The organism is Planktothrix agardhii (assembly GCF_904830935.1).
In the GTDB taxonomy this organism is placed as follows: domain Bacteria; phylum Cyanobacteriota; class Cyanobacteriia; order Cyanobacteriales; family Microcoleaceae; genus Planktothrix; species Planktothrix agardhii.
This window is the reverse complement of record NZ_LR882952.1, coordinates 2,157,838-2,173,685: the sequence shown is the minus strand read 5'-3', so window position 1 is coordinate 2,173,685 and position 15,848 is coordinate 2,157,838. Positions and strand designations below refer to the sequence as shown.

General features: G+C 40.2%; 11 protein-coding genes. 3 read left to right on the top strand and 8 right to left on the bottom strand.

Going from position 1 to position 15,848, the window contains the following annotated elements:
* The first annotated feature begins 156 nt into the window (after positions 1 to 156).
* Positions 157 to 492, top strand: a complete 336-nt coding sequence (locus NMG88_RS10060) for a type II toxin-antitoxin system HicB family antitoxin (protein WP_254035391.1) — start codon at positions 157 to 159, stop codon at positions 490 to 492.
* Here NMG88_RS10060 and NMG88_RS10055 read toward each other — a convergent pair.
* From NMG88_RS10055 to NMG88_RS10020, 8 genes are all read right to left on the bottom strand, one after another.
* Complete coding sequence (locus NMG88_RS10055) at positions 463 to 2,586, bottom strand: DNA-binding protein (RefSeq protein WP_235751806.1); 2,124 nt, start codon at positions 2,584 to 2,586, stop codon at positions 463 to 465. The genes NMG88_RS10060 and NMG88_RS10055 overlap by 30 nt on opposite strands.
* Positions 2,587 to 2,706: 120 nt before the next feature.
* Positions 2,707 to 3,507 (bottom strand): tetratricopeptide repeat protein, encoded by an 801-nt coding sequence (locus NMG88_RS10050; protein WP_042155529.1) that lies wholly within the window; start codon positions 3,505 to 3,507, stop codon positions 2,707 to 2,709.
* A 221-nt stretch (positions 3,508 to 3,728) separates the two neighbouring features.
* The gene (gene kaiC, locus NMG88_RS10045; RefSeq protein ID WP_042155534.1) at positions 3,729 to 5,291 is read right to left on the bottom strand and encodes a circadian clock protein KaiC; all 1,563 of its coding nucleotides are present in this window, start codon (positions 5,289 to 5,291) and stop codon (positions 3,729 to 3,731) included.
* Positions 5,292 to 5,545: 254 nt separating this feature from the next.
* Positions 5,546 to 5,848, bottom strand: a complete 303-nt coding sequence (kaiB, locus tag NMG88_RS10040) for a circadian clock protein KaiB (protein ID WP_026788631.1) — start codon at positions 5,846 to 5,848, stop codon at positions 5,546 to 5,548.
* 31 nt (positions 5,849 to 5,879) lie between these two features.
* The gene (gene map, locus NMG88_RS10035; RefSeq protein WP_026796990.1) at positions 5,880 to 6,644 is read right to left on the bottom strand and encodes a type I methionyl aminopeptidase; all 765 of its coding nucleotides are present in this window, start codon (positions 6,642 to 6,644) and stop codon (positions 5,880 to 5,882) included.
* Positions 6,645 to 6,721: 77 nt separating this feature from the next.
* Complete coding sequence (locus tag NMG88_RS10030; protein WP_026788633.1) at positions 6,722 to 7,138, bottom strand: hypothetical protein; 417 nt, start codon at positions 7,136 to 7,138, stop codon at positions 6,722 to 6,724.
* Between the two features lie 138 nt (positions 7,139 to 7,276).
* Entirely contained in the window at positions 7,277 to 7,969 is a 693-nt protein-coding gene (gene bchM, locus NMG88_RS10025; protein WP_042155536.1) for a magnesium protoporphyrin IX methyltransferase, read from the bottom strand.
* A 208-nt stretch (positions 7,970 to 8,177) separates the two neighbouring features.
* A complete protein-coding gene (locus tag NMG88_RS10020) occupies positions 8,178 to 8,696 on the bottom strand; it encodes a DUF4330 domain-containing protein (RefSeq protein ID WP_042155540.1) in 519 nt (172 codons plus the stop codon).
* 606 nt (positions 8,697 to 9,302) lie between these two features.
* On the opposite strand from NMG88_RS10020, the gene NMG88_RS10015 reads away from it, so the two are divergent.
* Positions 9,303 to 14,495: a response regulator gene (locus NMG88_RS10015; RefSeq protein WP_254035390.1), complete on the top strand. Its 5,193-nt coding sequence runs from the start codon at positions 9,303 to 9,305 to the stop codon at positions 14,493 to 14,495.
* Positions 14,496 to 14,582: 87 nt separating this feature from the next.
* Positions 14,583 to 15,632 carry a mannose-1-phosphate guanylyltransferase gene (locus tag NMG88_RS10010; protein ID WP_235751809.1) on the top strand — a complete coding sequence of 350 codons (1,050 nt, stop codon included), beginning with the start codon at positions 14,583 to 14,585 and terminating at the stop codon, positions 15,630 to 15,632.
* Positions 15,633 to 15,848: the final 216 nt, after the last annotated feature.

Sequence of the window (15,848 nt, the reverse complement as noted above, 5' to 3'; positions counted from 1 at the left end):
TTTATCCTCTCAACCCAAACCTGAATGATTGAGGTTTTTGGAAGTGATTTAGAATCATTATACCTTAAAATGAGTATTGTGGTTGTCAATTGGTTAGAAATGATTTTAAGGACTGGTGATGATCCAGATGCAGTTGCTAATTGAGAAAATGATACAATGACTTATTATATTGCTACTGTTCATAAAGATACTGACAGTGATTATGGAGTGCAGTTTTATGATTTTCCGGGTTGTATTACTGCGGAAGAAACTATAGAAGCCACACAAATTATAGCTCAAGAAGCCTTAATAGGTCATATTAATTTAATGGTTGCTGATAGAGATGAAATTCCAGTTCCCAGTTCCCTAGAAACAATTTTAAGCGATAGTGATCATCAAGATGCGATCGCATTTTTAGTGATTCATATTCCCGATATAATTTTTAATCCAATCAACCCGGCGACTAACAAACAACAACAACCCTTAAAGTTTGCCAAAAGCTCCCCAAATTAAACCGGAAATCATTCCCCAAATACTGCCAATTCCAGCCGATACAATAATTGAACCAATTAATAAAGAAGTTGTGCCTGTTGTTGCAGAAGTATCTAAAAAATTAGCAAAACTTGTTGCGGCTAAAACTCCTAAACCTGCTCCAGAAATTGCCCCTAAAAAATTACCCCAAATTGCCCCAATAAAAGCTCCCCTTCGTCCATATAAATTTAGGGATAAAGGCAAACTGGGAGCGCCTCCAACAGTTCCAAATAACCCTCCGGCCAAACTTCCACCAATAGTTCCCACACCCGCCGCCACAATCGCCGTTGCCATTATTCTTAGGGCAATTTCCGAAGAATTTGAGGTAGAATTAATATTAGAATTAGTCTGTTCAAATTGTTGCCAACCTACGGCTAAAATCCCTAAACAAATTCCCCCTAAAGTTCCTAAATATGACCCCCAAACTCCCCCAACAAATGCCCCACGTCTTCCCCACAACCGTCCAATATGAGGTAAGGATAAAGGAGGTTTAAATAAATGCCAAACCGCACCCCAAACCATGCCCATTAAAGCCCCCCACATTAAGGTTTGACCAATTAGGGGTTCGGTGTTCCATACTCCTAAAATTAATCCGGCAATTACCGCCGCCACAAAAATCCCTGACCAGCCCCCCACAATTAACGCCAATACTCGGTTTAATCCCCCCGGTGGAGGGAGATACACACTAATTACTATCCCTATAAATGCCCCCCACATTGCCCCCACCATTAACCCGCCAATAATTGCTTCTTTTCCTTGCACAAAAGCAACAATTAGGGCAATAATTGCTGATAAAACTGACGTTCCCCACAACCCGCCTAAGACAAATCCTTCAAATATATTACCTAATAAATTTTGGAGATAAAAATTAGGAGCTTGGGGCAAAACTAAGGTTTTTTTTGCCGTTGGTTGAGCAAAAATAGAACGGTTTGGCGGAGTGAATAAAGGACGATTATTAACCGGAATAGGTTTATTATTTAAAACTCTTTTTCGTTTGCGTTTGAGGGGTTGTAAATTCTGTTTTTGTTTAACTGCTAAACGGGAAGGAAATGGGTCGCGCCCACCTAATTTTTCTGTGCGATCACACCAAGGACAATGGCTTAAATGATTACCATAACGATGTTCTGATTGTTGATTACAGGTAATTAAATTCGCTTCGGCTTCTTTTAATACTATTAACCAAGTTTTCGCATCGGGTCTAGCTTGAGGATTATTATATGCAGTTTCAAAACATTGAATAAATAATTGTTGCAATTTTGGATACAAGATTTCAAAAGGAGGAGCATAGGGCATGGGTTGATAGGGAACCTGTTTTGTGCCATAGACAAAATGACCCGCCCGCACCCTAGACTCAATGGCTGGAGGGTCGCCACTGCCTTGATAAACTCCGGAAAAGGGGTGAGTCCCTTCCATCAATAACAGAAAAATTAATACCGCCAGTCCAAACCGATCCTGTTCTGGGGTACGGTTTAAGTCCCGAAAGGCTTGTCCCTGGAGTTCTGGAGGGGTAAATTCGGCTTTTCCCACGGGACAGCGATAAATTAACCCGGTATCGGGATCTCTAACTTGAAAGGAGTCGGTATCAACCAGAGTAACTAAGGCGGTATCACTAACTAAAATATTAGATTCATTAACATCACCAATAATATATCCACTACTATGTAAATCGGCAACGGAAGCGACTAAATTACGCGCGGTACGATGGAGATATAAATAGTTAAATAAAGGCTTTTGTTCCCGGCGACTTTTAGGGGTATAAAAAATATGAATTGGGGTAGCTTTATGCACCCGGGGCATTAAATAACCGACAATTTGGCGCTTATTGTCGGTGGTATGCAGCAGGTCAACGGGCCAAGCGATCGCCGTCATTTCCGGGGAAACCATCGCCGTTGCTGGGGGATAGTTATACATGACGGTGAGTTTCTCGGCGTCTTCGTCGTTAGGTTTATGGTAGATTTTGGCAACTAAATTCGGATCTTCTAATATGCCATAGATGCGCCCTTCCCCCCCACTCCCTAGAGGGGTGTGGGTATCGAGAGTGATGGTTTGTCCGTTGAATTGGCGTTGCAGCCGCATAGCAAGTTAGGGGTAAAACCGTTGCGCTGATAAATCGTAATTTAAGCATAGCGTTTTAGGTTCGTTGTTGGGCTTTAGACCCTAGAAGAATGGGCACCAAGCCCAACAACTTGATCAAGTTTATTTCAAATTTAGAAAATTATTTAACGCGGTGACTAATTTTGGCGGCCACCGTCTAACGGTTTTCACCCAATTAATATTTTTATATCGAGCATCTAGTCCCACTACAGCTACCCAATTACTTTCCGCTTCTCCTGGTTTACCAATATCCCATAAACAGGCTGTTAGGGCGGCACGCATATCGGCAAAATTAGGATATTTACGCACTAGATTTTTCATGGTTTTTAGGGCTAATTCAGTTTCTCCTAATTGATATAATGTTAAAGCATAATTTCCCCGCGCAAAGGAATAATTTTTATCTAAATCACTGGCGGTCTGATAATCTAAAAGGGCTGCTGACCAGTTTTCTAATCCAGCTTCCGCATTGCCCCGATTATTATAAGCCACAGGATCATTAGGGTTAATTTCTAATACTTTATTATAGTCGGCGATCGCTTTTTCCCACTCTCCTAAACCTTCATAAGCCACCCCTCGGTTTAAATAGGAGTCGGGAAAACTCGGTGCTAATTCTATGGACTGATTATAGTCAGAAATCGCCGGATTTAGTTGATTTTGACTAACTCTAATATTGCCTCGATTACTCCACATCGCCGGATTTTCAGGATATTGATCAATAATTTCAGTCCAGTAGGTTTCTGCTTGGGAAAACTGACCCTTTTGAGTCGCGGTAAATGCTTGCTCAAGTAAGGTATCCAGATCAGAAGATAGGGATTGATTTTCAGCCCCTAGGGGGGTTATATTTCCCCAAGTAAAAATCAGGATACTGAAAAATAGAACTATAATTCGGTGAAACCAACGCATTTTAGGTATTAATCCGAACAGGGAATAGGGAACAGGGAATAGGGAACAGGGAATAGGGAATAGGGAATTACGAAGGGGGATAATATAGCAGTCGCCAAGGCAGGGGGAGCAGGGGAGGTAAACTCTTTCTATTACCTATTGCCTATTGCCTGTTCCGGTGTTCCCTTCAGTTGTATTATTACAAACTATTTGGGATAGCTATAGTTGAAATCCTTAACAACTTATTCATCCAAATCAATTCTCCCTTGAACTCCTTGAATAATTCGAGATAATTCATTCTTTTCATTAACAGAAATTCGGCTAGGAGAACCACTAATAATCCGTTCATAATCACGGAAAGAATCCGTAATTACCGGGCCATTCTCACTAATAGTATATTCTCTAATCCCTTTATCATGCCAGGAACCCCGCATTTTAAACACATTCAACGCCCGACACATTTCCCCACGAATTTCCACATATTGTAGCATCAAAATGGTATCGGTAATCGTTGAAATATGGGAATCCGTAATAGAATTAGACCCCATAAATTGATCGGTTGTATTGGTGAAAAATCCCGTAATTTCCTCTTGTTTAGCATAACCAGTCACCCCAATCACAAATTGACGGAAGGCGTTATTACTCACCCCTCGCGCTAAAGCTGATAAGGAATCAATCGCAATTCGATCAGGTTTAAACTCAGAAATTTCCGATTTAATAATTTGCAAATGATCTTCTAAACCAGTAGATTCAGGATAACTACATAAAATTTTCAGTAATCCTTTGCTTTCCATTTCTTCAAAATCAATTCCCCAGGAACTCGCATTTCTAAATAATTGAGATCGGGATTCTTCATAGGCAAATAACAGAGCTCGTTGACCATTTCTACAGGCATTTTCCAGAAAAATACTAACTAATAAAGTTTTACCTGTTCCCGTGGCTCCGGTCGCCAGAATAATCGAATCTTTGAAGAAACCACCCCCACACATTTTGTCCAGGGTTGTATTCCCAGAAGAAACCCTAACATTAGACGAGCGTTGGGTAAGTCGCATCGCACCCAAGGGAAAAATACTAATTCCATCATTAGTAATCGTAAACGGATATTCCCCTTTCATGTGGGTTGTTCCCCGTAATTTCAGAATTTCCGCCGTGCGCCGACGTCGTTCTCCTTCTAAAGCATTTCTCAAAATTACGACATTATCGGAGACAAATTCTTCCACCCCAAACCGAGCCACGGGGCCATATTCAGCCTCTCGTTCCGTTGTCATAATCGTAGTGGCTCCCACCTGTTTCAGTCGCGCCACCAGTCGAAAAATCTCCCGTCTCACCACTCCAGCACCATCATATTGTTGGAAGACAGCCGTTACTGAATCAATTGATACTCGTCTAGCTTTATATTTACGAATAGCATATTGAATCCGTTCAATTAATGCAGATAGGTCAAAATTTCCGACTATATCCTGTCCTTCTGGGTCGGGAGAAGCATCTAAGATAAATAGTTTCCCTTCATCAATTAATTTTTGCAGATCCCATCCAAAACTAGAAGCGTTTTTAATAATATCTGTGGGTGATTCTTCAAAGGTAATAAAAATCCCTGGTTCATCAAAATAGACAATTCCGTTGTAGAGAAAGTGAACTGCAAATAAGGTTTTTCCGGTACCTGACGTTCCGCTAACTAGAGTAGCTCTAGCAATAGGCATTCCCCCATGACTAATATCATCAAATCCCTCTATCATGGTGCGGATTTTTTGCACCCCGGTTAGTTTGCGTTCATTACTTTCGATATCCTGAGAACTTTCAGTCATAAATTTTAAATTTTAAAAAACGTAGCTGATAATAATGCTACATTTACCACAAAATCTGGAACATTGACACTCCCCCGCCAAGCCAACCTACAAAGGCGGGAGATGGGGTGATCAAATTGAGAAACTATTGTATAGGGGTAAATACCGGAACTTGAGGGATTTTCTTTCGTGCATTGGTTGATACGCCTTGGTTGAGAGAACATCTTGACTTATGTATTTGTTAACAAACGTTAGCAAAAAAGTATCGGCTAGTTTCATTCATCCATTAGTTCTTCGTAAAGAAGATCAAGCCCAATTAAGACTTTTTCGCGATCGGACAGATCCCCAATAATTTTCCGCACCGGGGGAGGTAAAATTTTGGAGAGGGTAGGGGTTGCCAAAATTTTGTCTTCCTCCGCCAGTTGAGGATTTTTAAGCACATCAATCACTTTTAAGGCATAAACCCCTTGAAATTCCTGTTCTAAGATGTCTTTCAGGGTTTTTAACGCCCGGACTGAATTAGGCGTATTTCCAGCCACATAGAGTTTAAGGACATAAGTTTTTTGGAGAGGGCTCATAGATTTTTAGGGGTTAATAAGTAACATCCACTTAGTCTGCTAGGGTGAGAATCTCCACACCTGTTTCTGTAACCGCAACGGTATGTTCAAATTGGGCGGAGAGTTTTTGATCCTTGGTGATAGCCGTCCAACCATCTTCTAGGACTTTGGCTTCCCAAGTCCCTTCATTAATCATGGGTTCGATGGTAAAGACCATCCCCGGACGTAGACGTTTTCCTTTTCCCCGTTTTCCATAGTGGGGAATTTGGGGGGCGGTATGAAATACCGTATTCACCCCATGACCGACAAAATCCCGGACGACGGAAAAGCCCTGGGCTTCGGCATATTCTTGAATAGCTGCCCCAATATCCCCCACCCGTCCATCGGGTTTAACGGCTTCAATTCCTCGCCTTAAACATTCTTCTGTGACTTCGACTAATTTTTGGGCAATGGCCGAAGGCGTCCCCACAAAAAAGGTGCGAGACACATCACCATAATAGCCGTCTAGGATGGGGGTAACATCGACATTGATAATATCCCCGTCTTTGAGAATCTGTTTGGCGTTGGGGATACCATGACAGATGACTTCATTAACGCTGGTACAGATTGATTTGGGGAATCCATGATAGCCCAATGGGGCACTGCGAGCGCCATGTTCCTGTGTCCAGCTTTCGGCTTCATCGTTGAGTTCTAGGGTGCTCACCCCAGGTTTAATCATCGGTTCGAGATAATTTAACAGTTGCACCGCCAGACGTCCGGCTTGGCGCATTTTTTCGATTTCTCGACTGGATAAAAGAACAATTGTTTCACTGCCCATTTGTTTGTTAAAAATCTGGATGTGTCTCGCAGGTTATCAGCGTTTCTACTACGATATCATAAAAATAACCACAAATACTAATCAACGTGGAAATGATAAATAATTTCACCGTTTGATTTTTGTTCAAATTTGCCATTTAACTCTTGAGATTTTTTATCTAAAAATAATTTAGATTCGAGTCGGGATAAATGGGTATATTGAGCTAATTTTTGGATACTAATTTCCCCTCCTTGAACTTTAACTAAATGCCAAAAGATAGAACTAATCCGTCGAGAACGAGCTTGATTTTTTTGACGGCGTTCTTGATACCATTCCCATGCGACCCATCCCCCAATTCCCAAGGAAGGTAAACCTAAAATTAATCCCCCTAAAATAATACTGAGTCTACCATCAGCAGTTGAATTAGGACTCATTAATTCCGTGGCGATCGCTAATAAACAACCCATTCCCACCGGAACTAATAAACTCGCTGTGATTACCTTCAGGAACTGCATCGTTTTTCCTCCCCACCGAGAGAGCGTGGAACACCATTAAAGCCGCATTAGCGGGGGGAACACAGGGAGCAGGGGGAGCAAACTATTGCCTATTGCCTGTTGCCTGTTGCCTGTTGCCTGTTCCCTTTTCTGTGTCTCCTAATCCGTATTGCGTATTGCTTCAATTAACCGGGAATAGTAGAAGCTAGTCCCGATCATAGTTTGTCGTTGAATCGAAAAACCATTGTCACTAAAAATTTTAACAATATTCGCTTCTTTATGTTGGTAAGCACGAGTAGTTTTACTCGGCCCTGGGAATAATTCCCCAACTTTTTTGAGTATAGTTAATGCTAAGGTTTTAGGAGCAAAACTCAAAATTACCCGTGATTCGGCTAGGGCACACAGATGAGAAATCATCTCAGGAATTTGATTTTGGGGATAATGAATCAAAACATCCAAACAAATCACCGTATGATAGCGACCTTGTAGGGTTTCTAAATCCTGGGCTGTGAAGCTGAGTTTCTGGATCACGTTCAGGCGGTCTTTTGCCCGATAATAGGCTTCAGCAACCATTTTTTCGGAAATATCACTACCGTAGACGATGGCTCCGGCCTCTGCTAAGGGAATACTCAAACTACCCACCCCACATCCCGCGTCACAGATGCTTAAACCCGGCAGGTTACCATCGGCTTTTAACCACTCTAAGACTTGATCAACGGTTTGTTGATGTCCTTGACGGATATCAAGTTGCACCTTATTCACTTGACCGTCACCGTAGATGCGTCTCCACCGATCAAATCCTGTGCTATTAAAATAATCCCGAACTACGGTTTTCTCGTCTGCTACACTCATGGGTTTGTTTGAAATTAATTCCGTCCAAACCTTGATTGTAAGGCATACGGGAGCAGAGGGGACAGTGGGAGCAGGGGAGGCAGGGGAGGCAGTGGGAGCAGGGGGAGTAAACTATTACCCATTACCCATTACCCATTACCCATTACCCATTACCCATTACCCATTACCCATTACCCATTACCCATTAATTACCCAAAGGATTTGCCGTTTATTGAACGCGGACGTCGATGACTGTACCGTTGAAGTTGTAGTTTTTGCCGTCAAGTTCAACGGTAGTACCCACTTTGATTTTAATATTGCCTAAAACTGGGCCATTTTCGGTGATTTGACCTTTTCCTTCTAAGGTTAAAAGCAAATTATTATTAAATAGATTATCGGCGGTGGGGTCAGGTAGGGCTTTTAATGTGCCATCCGGTTGAGTCACGGGGATAATTCTGGGTAAAAAATTGACTTTATTCAAAGTAACTTGACCATAGGGTTGATTCCGAATAATTAAGTTAGTTTTTTCTCCGGTTTTGAATAATTCTTTGGCGTTACTGCTTTTGAGTCCTACCACCAAAACATCTATGGTCACGGGGCGGGTTGTCACACCGACTTGAGCCACTGAACCCGATGTGCCTGGATAAAAGAAAATCCCAAACAGCACCAGTAAAATTACTAAAGCTGCACCGAAATCGAGAATGCTAATCCTACCAAAGAGACGACCTTGAGAATCTAAAATTTTCATAGAACAAATGCACAATAAGTTTTACAAAGGATTGAACCTTGTCGATTGACACCAAACCTGTATTAGAGGGAAAAATTCAAGGAAACAGCGACAAACAGAACAACCCACAGTCAAGTTATAGCAGGGAACACCGGAACACCGGAACAGCCCCCCCAAACCCCCCGTGCACGGGGGGCTTGGGGGGGAGGGAACACCGGGGGAAAACACTTTACCGTCTGGGTTCCAAGATCCGTCTGGTGTCTTAACTGCCTTGGCGGTTGCTATACCATCAAAAATTTTAAATTTAAAGGCGATTAAGAAGCCAAAATAGAGGTAAAGATTCTCGTTTAATCTCCAAAGATAACATCAATCTGGATTTTGTCTTCTACAATACCTCTGGCCCCTAGCACCCGAAATCTCAACCCCAAAAATCGCCTACAAGGTTGCCAGAGTTAGAGTAAACGGCAAAATTAGGTAAGACATCCACTAAAAATACCAATATGCTGGTAGTAGGAAAGGGTGTTACCCCCCAGGTATTTCAACCCTTTTCTTTGATCATTAGCCCAGTTTACCCAAAACCGAGTCCCAAACCTGATTCCACTCAGTACCAACCCCAATCAGCCTTCTATGTTTATTCCCTCAGTCTATCAAGCGATTAACCGCTATCCCCTCACCACAACACCGGAAACCCCTGTATCCGAGGTGATTTTGTTGATGAGTAGTACCCATTCTAGTTGTATTTTTGTGATTGAAGCGGATGATAGTGTCAATCAAAAGCCAACGATTATCGGAATTTTTACAGAACAAGATATTATTCAGCTTAATTCTATTGGAGATACATTGCGAGGATTTCCAATTTCTCAAATTATGATTCGGTCATTTCTCACGGTGAAAGAATCGGAGGTTGATGATATATTTACCCTGATGGGAATATTAGAAAAACATCAAATTCAACAGCTTCCAGTTGTTGATGATCAAGGAAAATTAGTCGGGGTCATTAGTCCTAAAATTATTCTAAAACTCTCTTTAAGAGATTCAGAAGCTAGAAAAATAGCTAGATATTTACCCTCTGTTTCTGAAGAAATTTCTACAGAATTATCTGATAACTCGGATTTGGTGTTACCTGAATATCATCCCAGTTGCCAACAACTTATGGATCATCTTTTTATTCCCGATCATTTAATTAAACTGAATCAACTTGCTCCTATTGCCGCTGCTAAAATTGTGCCGACATCGGGGGAGACAACTCTACGAGAATTAACGGAATTAATGTTTAACTATGGTGTGGATGAAATTGTAATTACAGAAACCTCTCCTTCTAATTCTAAGTTAACAGGGGATCAGATTTATAGAACACAATCTCAATATAAATGGGTGGGTGTTGTGACTTCCCATGACATTATTTCCATGCAGGCATTGGGCTTGGATCTAAAAACTGTAAAAGCAATTACGATTTGTAATACTCCGCCTTTGGTTTTGCGATCGCAGGTTTCCCTCAAAACGGCATTAAACTTAATGAGAAAATATTATTATCAACTGCCCATAATTTTAGTGGATGATCATAATAATCCCGTCACCCTCATCTCCCCTAAAAACCTATTGTTGCAAGTTCTCCAACCCAAATCAATGCACAATACCCTATTAAGTTGGCAGCATCAATTTCAGGAGGTATTAAAAGCAACTCCATCTTCTCCTGAGTCCTTGCCTTTACCCTCAAATCATCCAGTTAGGAAACCTTTAAAATCAAATCTGGAAGGAATTTATCATTGGAACTTAAAAACGAATAAAATTTTATATTCTTCCCAATGGAAAGCCATGTTAGGATATCAAGATCATGAGATTAAAAATACCCGAGAAGAATGGTTAAGTCGGATTCATCCTCAAGATTTGAAACTGGTTAAAGTCGCTCTAAAAGATTATTTTTCCAAGAAAAATAGTGAATATATTATAGAATATCGTATCCGGTGTAAAGACGGTCAATATAAATCTGTACGCAGTCAAGGTCAGGGGTTTTGGAGTGAACAAGGGGAACCTTTGCACTTGATTGGGACTCAAATTGATCTAGCATCTGATCACTTAGAAAAAACTCCATCCTTGAATGGTAATTATCCCATTGATGATCCGATTCAGCAATTAAAATCTATTGTGTTTAAAACCGATAGTCAAGGAAATTTTATATTTTTAAATCCCGCCTGGACGCAGTTAACGGGATTAACCATAGAAAATAGCTTAGGGACATCATTTGTAAATTATATTTATTCTCAAGATCGGACAAAAGTTAGCGAATGGTTTGAATCCTTAATGTTAGGTCGTCCCAAAACGGAACAACTTGATGTCCGAATGTTAGTGTTTAATCTTAAAGAGAAGGAAGGGGGCGAAAAGTCTTCTCAACCTGCAACTCGCCAGGTTTTAATTTCAGGTCAATTAATTTTAGATAAACACAAACATATTTTAGGAGTTTTAGGAACATTAAATGATATTGCGGAACAGTTTAAAGAGTTAAATTATCTCAGAGAAAGAGAAAGACTAATTCATCAATTCTACAAAATTACTATTAGTAATAATACGGATTTTAAAACTCGAATTAGTGCGATCTTGAGTTTGGGTTGTCATCGGTTTGGTATGGATATTGGTCTACTGGGAAAAGTTTTTGCCGACCGATATGAAGTTATTTCTTCCTATCTTGCTGATGATTTTCCTTTTGGATTTGCCAAGGGCGATACCTTAGCCATTGAACAAACCTTTGAATGGGAATCCTTAAAAACAGAGGATGTTGTTTGTTTAGAATCAATTAAACAATCACCTTGGAAAGACCATCCTGCCTATCAAACCCGACGTTTAGAAGCCTATATTGGTATTCGGGTGATGGTGGGGGGAAGGGTCTATGGAACTTTGAGTTTTATGAGTCGCAATTCCCGCGCCCCATTTCAAGAATTGGATTTAGAAATTATGGAATTAATGGCAAATTATATTGGCAATGAAATTGCTAGGGATCATTCTCAAGAAATTCTCCAACAACAAAATCAACATTTATTATTACTCAAAGAAATTACCCATAAGGTTCGTTCTAAATTAGATACGCAAGAGATTTTTCAAACTACTGCTACGCAAATTGGTAGAATTTTTGGGGTAAATCGTTGTTCAATTTATACCTATCGATCTGACCCTTATGCCCATTTATCTTGTGTGGCAGAATATCTGGAATCCGGTTATGATTCTACCTTGAATTTTGAAATTTCTGTAAGTTATAATCCCTATATTAAAAAACTCTTAGCTGAAGATCAAGCGATCGCTTCGGTGGATGTTTTTACCGAACCTTTATTAGAATCCTCTACCCCGATATGTCGGCGCATGGGGTTAAAATCAATGTTAGCGGTTCGGACTTCCTATCAAGGAGATGCTAACGGTATTATGATGCTGCATCAATGCGATAAAATGCGGCAATGGATACCCGAAGAAATTGAATTTTTAGAAGATGTTGCCAATCAAGTTGGTTTAACCTTAGCCCAGGCTAAACTATTAGAAGCAGAGGTTAAAAATCGTCAACAATTAGCTGAACAAAATAAAGATTTAGAAGAAGCTAGATTAGCCGCAGAAGTGGCGAGTCGGGCGAAAAGTGAATTTCTTGCCACTATGAGTCACGAAATCCGTACTCCGATGAATGCAGTAATTGGGATGACGGGGTTACTATTGGATATGAATTTAACCCCGGAACAATTGGATTTTGTCGAAACCATTCGCACCAGTGGCGATGCTTTATTAACGATTATTAATGATATTTTAGACTTTTCTAAGATTGAATCAGGTAAATTAGACTTAGAAACTAATCCGTTTAAACTGCGAGATTGTTTAGAAGAATCCCTAGATTTACTTTCAGGAAAAGCCGCAGAAAAAGGTCTGGAAATTGCCTATTTAATTGAACCTTCTACCCCTCAAATTATTTTGGGCGATGTGACCCGACTCCGCCAAGTTTTAGTGAATTTACTGAGTAATGCGGTGAAGTTTACCGCCCAAGGAGAGGTGGTAGTTTCGGTGAAAGCTTCGGAGGTAACTAATCTTCCAATTAACCTTAATACTGCCCCAACAATAGCCCATAAAATTTATGATATTCAGTTTGCGGTTAAGGATACCGGAATTGGGATTCCTGCCGATCGGATGGATCGTTTATTTAAAGCCTTTTCTCAGGTCGATGCTTCCACTTCTCGTCAGTATGGAGGCACGGGTTTAGGATTAGCTATTAGTCAACGGTTATGTGAAATGATGGGGGGACAAATGTGGGTGGTGAGTCGATCTCAATCCAATTCTTATACTGACAATCAATCTTTTATTTCGACAATAACTGGCAATCCTCCCGATGATTTTGTTAAGGAATTTGAGTTAGATGCAGGTTCAACTTTTTACTTTACTATTCGAGTGGAAGCAATTACAAAAATTGAAGCCAATGAACTTTCCGGTTTCCTGGTGGGTAAGAGATTATTAATTGTGGAAAATCATGGAATTAATCAAACGGTTTTAATCCGACAAGCTAAATCTTGGGGCATGATTCCTATTTCAGTTAAAACCGGACATGAAGCCTTAAATGTGTTAAAAAATAATCCTGATTTTGATTTGATTATTTTAGGCATGAATTTGGCTGATGTTGATGGGATTAATTTAGCTAAACGGATTCGAGATTGGGAACGAAGCCGCGCGGAAATATTCCCAGAACAGAAACCAATTAATATTACCTTCTTTAATTATGTGGTGAATACCGATTTGGCTAAACAGGTAGAACACAGTAATATTAATTGTGCCGGATTTATTAATAAACCTCTGAAACAATCACAGTTTTATAATACTTTGCTTCAAATTTTGGGTGAGTCTATAGAAAGTGCTATTCAAGAACCTGGGAAATCTTTAGGAGGATCAAATACGTTATCTGTTACCCCTTCTAGTAATTTAAAAATTTTGCTGGCAGAAGATCATGTTGTTAACCAAAAAGTGGCAATTCAAATGTTACAAAGATTGGGATATCGTGCTGATATTGCCGGAAATGGATTAGAGGTTTTAGAAGCTTTAAACCGACAATATTATGATGTGATTTTGATGGATGTTCAAATGCCCTTAATGGATGGTTTAGAAACCTCTCGGCGGATCTGTGAAGAATATGCCGATCGCCCTAATAAACCTTGGATTATTGCGATGACCGCTAATGCTATGCAAGGCGATCGAGAAATGTGTTTAGTCGCTGGTATGAATGATTATATTACTAAACCTGTGCGTCGGGAAGAACTGGCTAAAGCCATCTCCCAATGTCAACCAATTGAGAATAGTAATGGTCATCAAACCTTAGAGGATTTATCGGATTTTGGCAGTAACGGCTATTCTAATTTATCTTCGGAATCTCTGGTTAATTCTAATGGTAATATTCCAGAATCTTCGGCAATTGATCAACAAGTATTAGAAAATTTAAGGGAATATGATGATGAAGATGATCCCTTTGTCAATACCTTAATTCAGGATTATTTAGCCGATACTCCCCAAAAAATTACCCAAATTCAAACGGCGATCAAAACCCAAGATATCCAAGGGTTAAAAGAAGCCTCCCATACCCTAAAATCCAGTAGTGCTCAATTAGGAGCCCTGACTTTTTCCCAGTTGTGCAAGGAGTTAGAATATATGGGACGGGCAGGAATGGCCGCAGAAAATGGCACAAGTTTGGAATGTTTTACATCGGGAAAAGCCGCGACTGGGTTATCTAAAATGGAAACGGAATGGTTACGAGTCAAAGCAACTTTAGAACAGGAATTATCTAAGGAAACCGTGAATATACATAATTAATAATTGTTGATTTTTTGCTCTCAACTATTGACGTTTTCTTGTTAATTATTTAGAATAAATTATGAGGAAAAAAATTAAATTTTAAGTATGATTCCTGTGATTTTGGCTGGCGGAAAAGGTGAACGGTTTTGGCCCCTAAGTCGGAAACATCGACCCAAACAATTTTTGAGTTTAGATGGTAGTGGGATTAGTTTATTGCAAGCTACCGCCGAACGGTTATTACCTTTAACCGAAAGTTGGGAGGGTTTATGGGTCGTAACTTCTGCTTTATTGGAGTCGGGAGTTCAAACTCAATTACCCCAATTACCCCACCCCAATATTTTAGCAGAACCCGAAGGACGAGACACCGCCGCTGCCCTAACCTGGACAACTTTAGAAGTAGCAAAACGTTACGGGGAAGAAGCAGTAATTGGGTTTTTTCCGGCGGATCATTGGATTGCGGAACCGGAGAAATTTCGCCAAACTTTAAAGGCGGCGGAGGTATTAGCAAAAACCCAAGATGTGATTGTTACTTTGGGGGTAAAACCCACATATCCTTCCACTGGATATGGTTATATTGAACAGGGGGAAGAAATTGGAATCTTTGATGGATTTCCCGCTTATAAAGTGGCTCGTTTTACTGAAAAACCCAATCGAGAAACGGCAGAAAATTTCTTAGAAACCGGGAGATTTAGTTGGAATGGTGGAATTTTTGTATTTCGTGTCGGTGTGGTTTTAGCAGAATTAAAAACATATCTTCCTGAGTTAGTTAGCGCCTTAGAATTGAAAGGAAAAGACGCTTATCCTGAGTTGAAAAAAATTAGTATTGATTACGCCTTAATGGAAAAAACCCAGAAAGCCTGTGTTTTACCCGTTGAATTTGGCTGGGATGATTTAGGGGATTGGAATGGGTTAGAACGATTATTAGGGGGAGATAAACCTAACGTAGAATTGGTTAAACATATTGGTTTAGATACGAAAGGCACAATTTTATTTAGTTCCAGTGATGAAGATGTGGTTGTAACTTTAGGGATTGAGGATTTAGTGATTGTGCGGGATGGAAATGTCACCCTTATTGCTAAAAAAGATCGAACTCAAGATATTAAACAGGTGTTAAAAACCCTAGGAGATGATCCAGAATTTCAGGAACTCTTGTAATCAGAGAAATTTGTATTAACAATAACCATTTGGGAGAGATGGCGATGGCAAACGTCAATGATGTAACTGATGATAGACATTAGCTTTGTGGGATGGAAAAAGACTAGCACAGTGATTGATTTTTGTGATCACTGTGGCTTTGTCCTTTTGATCTGGTGTAGCGAGATCTGTTTCAAAATGTTGGGTTGAGTCAATCACCCAAATATTCCCAAAAGT

Coding starts and splice junctions, on each gene's coding strand:
- NMG88_RS10030 (WP_026788633.1), bottom strand. CDS start 7,138: ATGCAGTTCCTGAAGGTAATCACAGCGAGTTTATTAGTTCCGGTGGGA.
- NMG88_RS10015 (WP_254035390.1), top strand. CDS start 9,303: ATGTTTATTCCCTCAGTCTATCAAGCGATTAACCGCTATCCCCTCACC.
- NMG88_RS10010 (WP_235751809.1), top strand. CDS start 14,583: ATGATTCCTGTGATTTTGGCTGGCGGAAAAGGTGAACGGTTTTGGCCC.
- NMG88_RS10020 (WP_042155540.1), bottom strand. CDS start 8,696: ATGAAAATTTTAGATTCTCAAGGTCGTCTCTTTGGTAGGATTAGCATT.
- NMG88_RS10055 (WP_235751806.1), bottom strand. CDS start 2,586: ATGCGGCTGCAACGCCAATTCAACGGACAAACCATCACTCTCGATACC.
- kaiC (WP_042155534.1), bottom strand. CDS start 5,291: ATGACTGAAAGTTCTCAGGATATCGAAAGTAATGAACGCAAACTAACC.
- map (WP_026796990.1), bottom strand. CDS start 6,644: ATGGGCAGTGAAACAATTGTTCTTTTATCCAGTCGAGAAATCGAAAAA.
- bchM (WP_042155536.1), bottom strand. CDS start 7,969: ATGAGTGTAGCAGACGAGAAAACCGTAGTTCGGGATTATTTTAATAGC.
- NMG88_RS10060 (WP_254035391.1), top strand. CDS start 157: ATGACTTATTATATTGCTACTGTTCATAAAGATACTGACAGTGATTAT.
- kaiB (WP_026788631.1), bottom strand. CDS start 5,848: ATGAGCCCTCTCCAAAAAACTTATGTCCTTAAACTCTATGTGGCTGGA.
- NMG88_RS10050 (WP_042155529.1), bottom strand. CDS start 3,507: ATGCGTTGGTTTCACCGAATTATAGTTCTATTTTTCAGTATCCTGATT.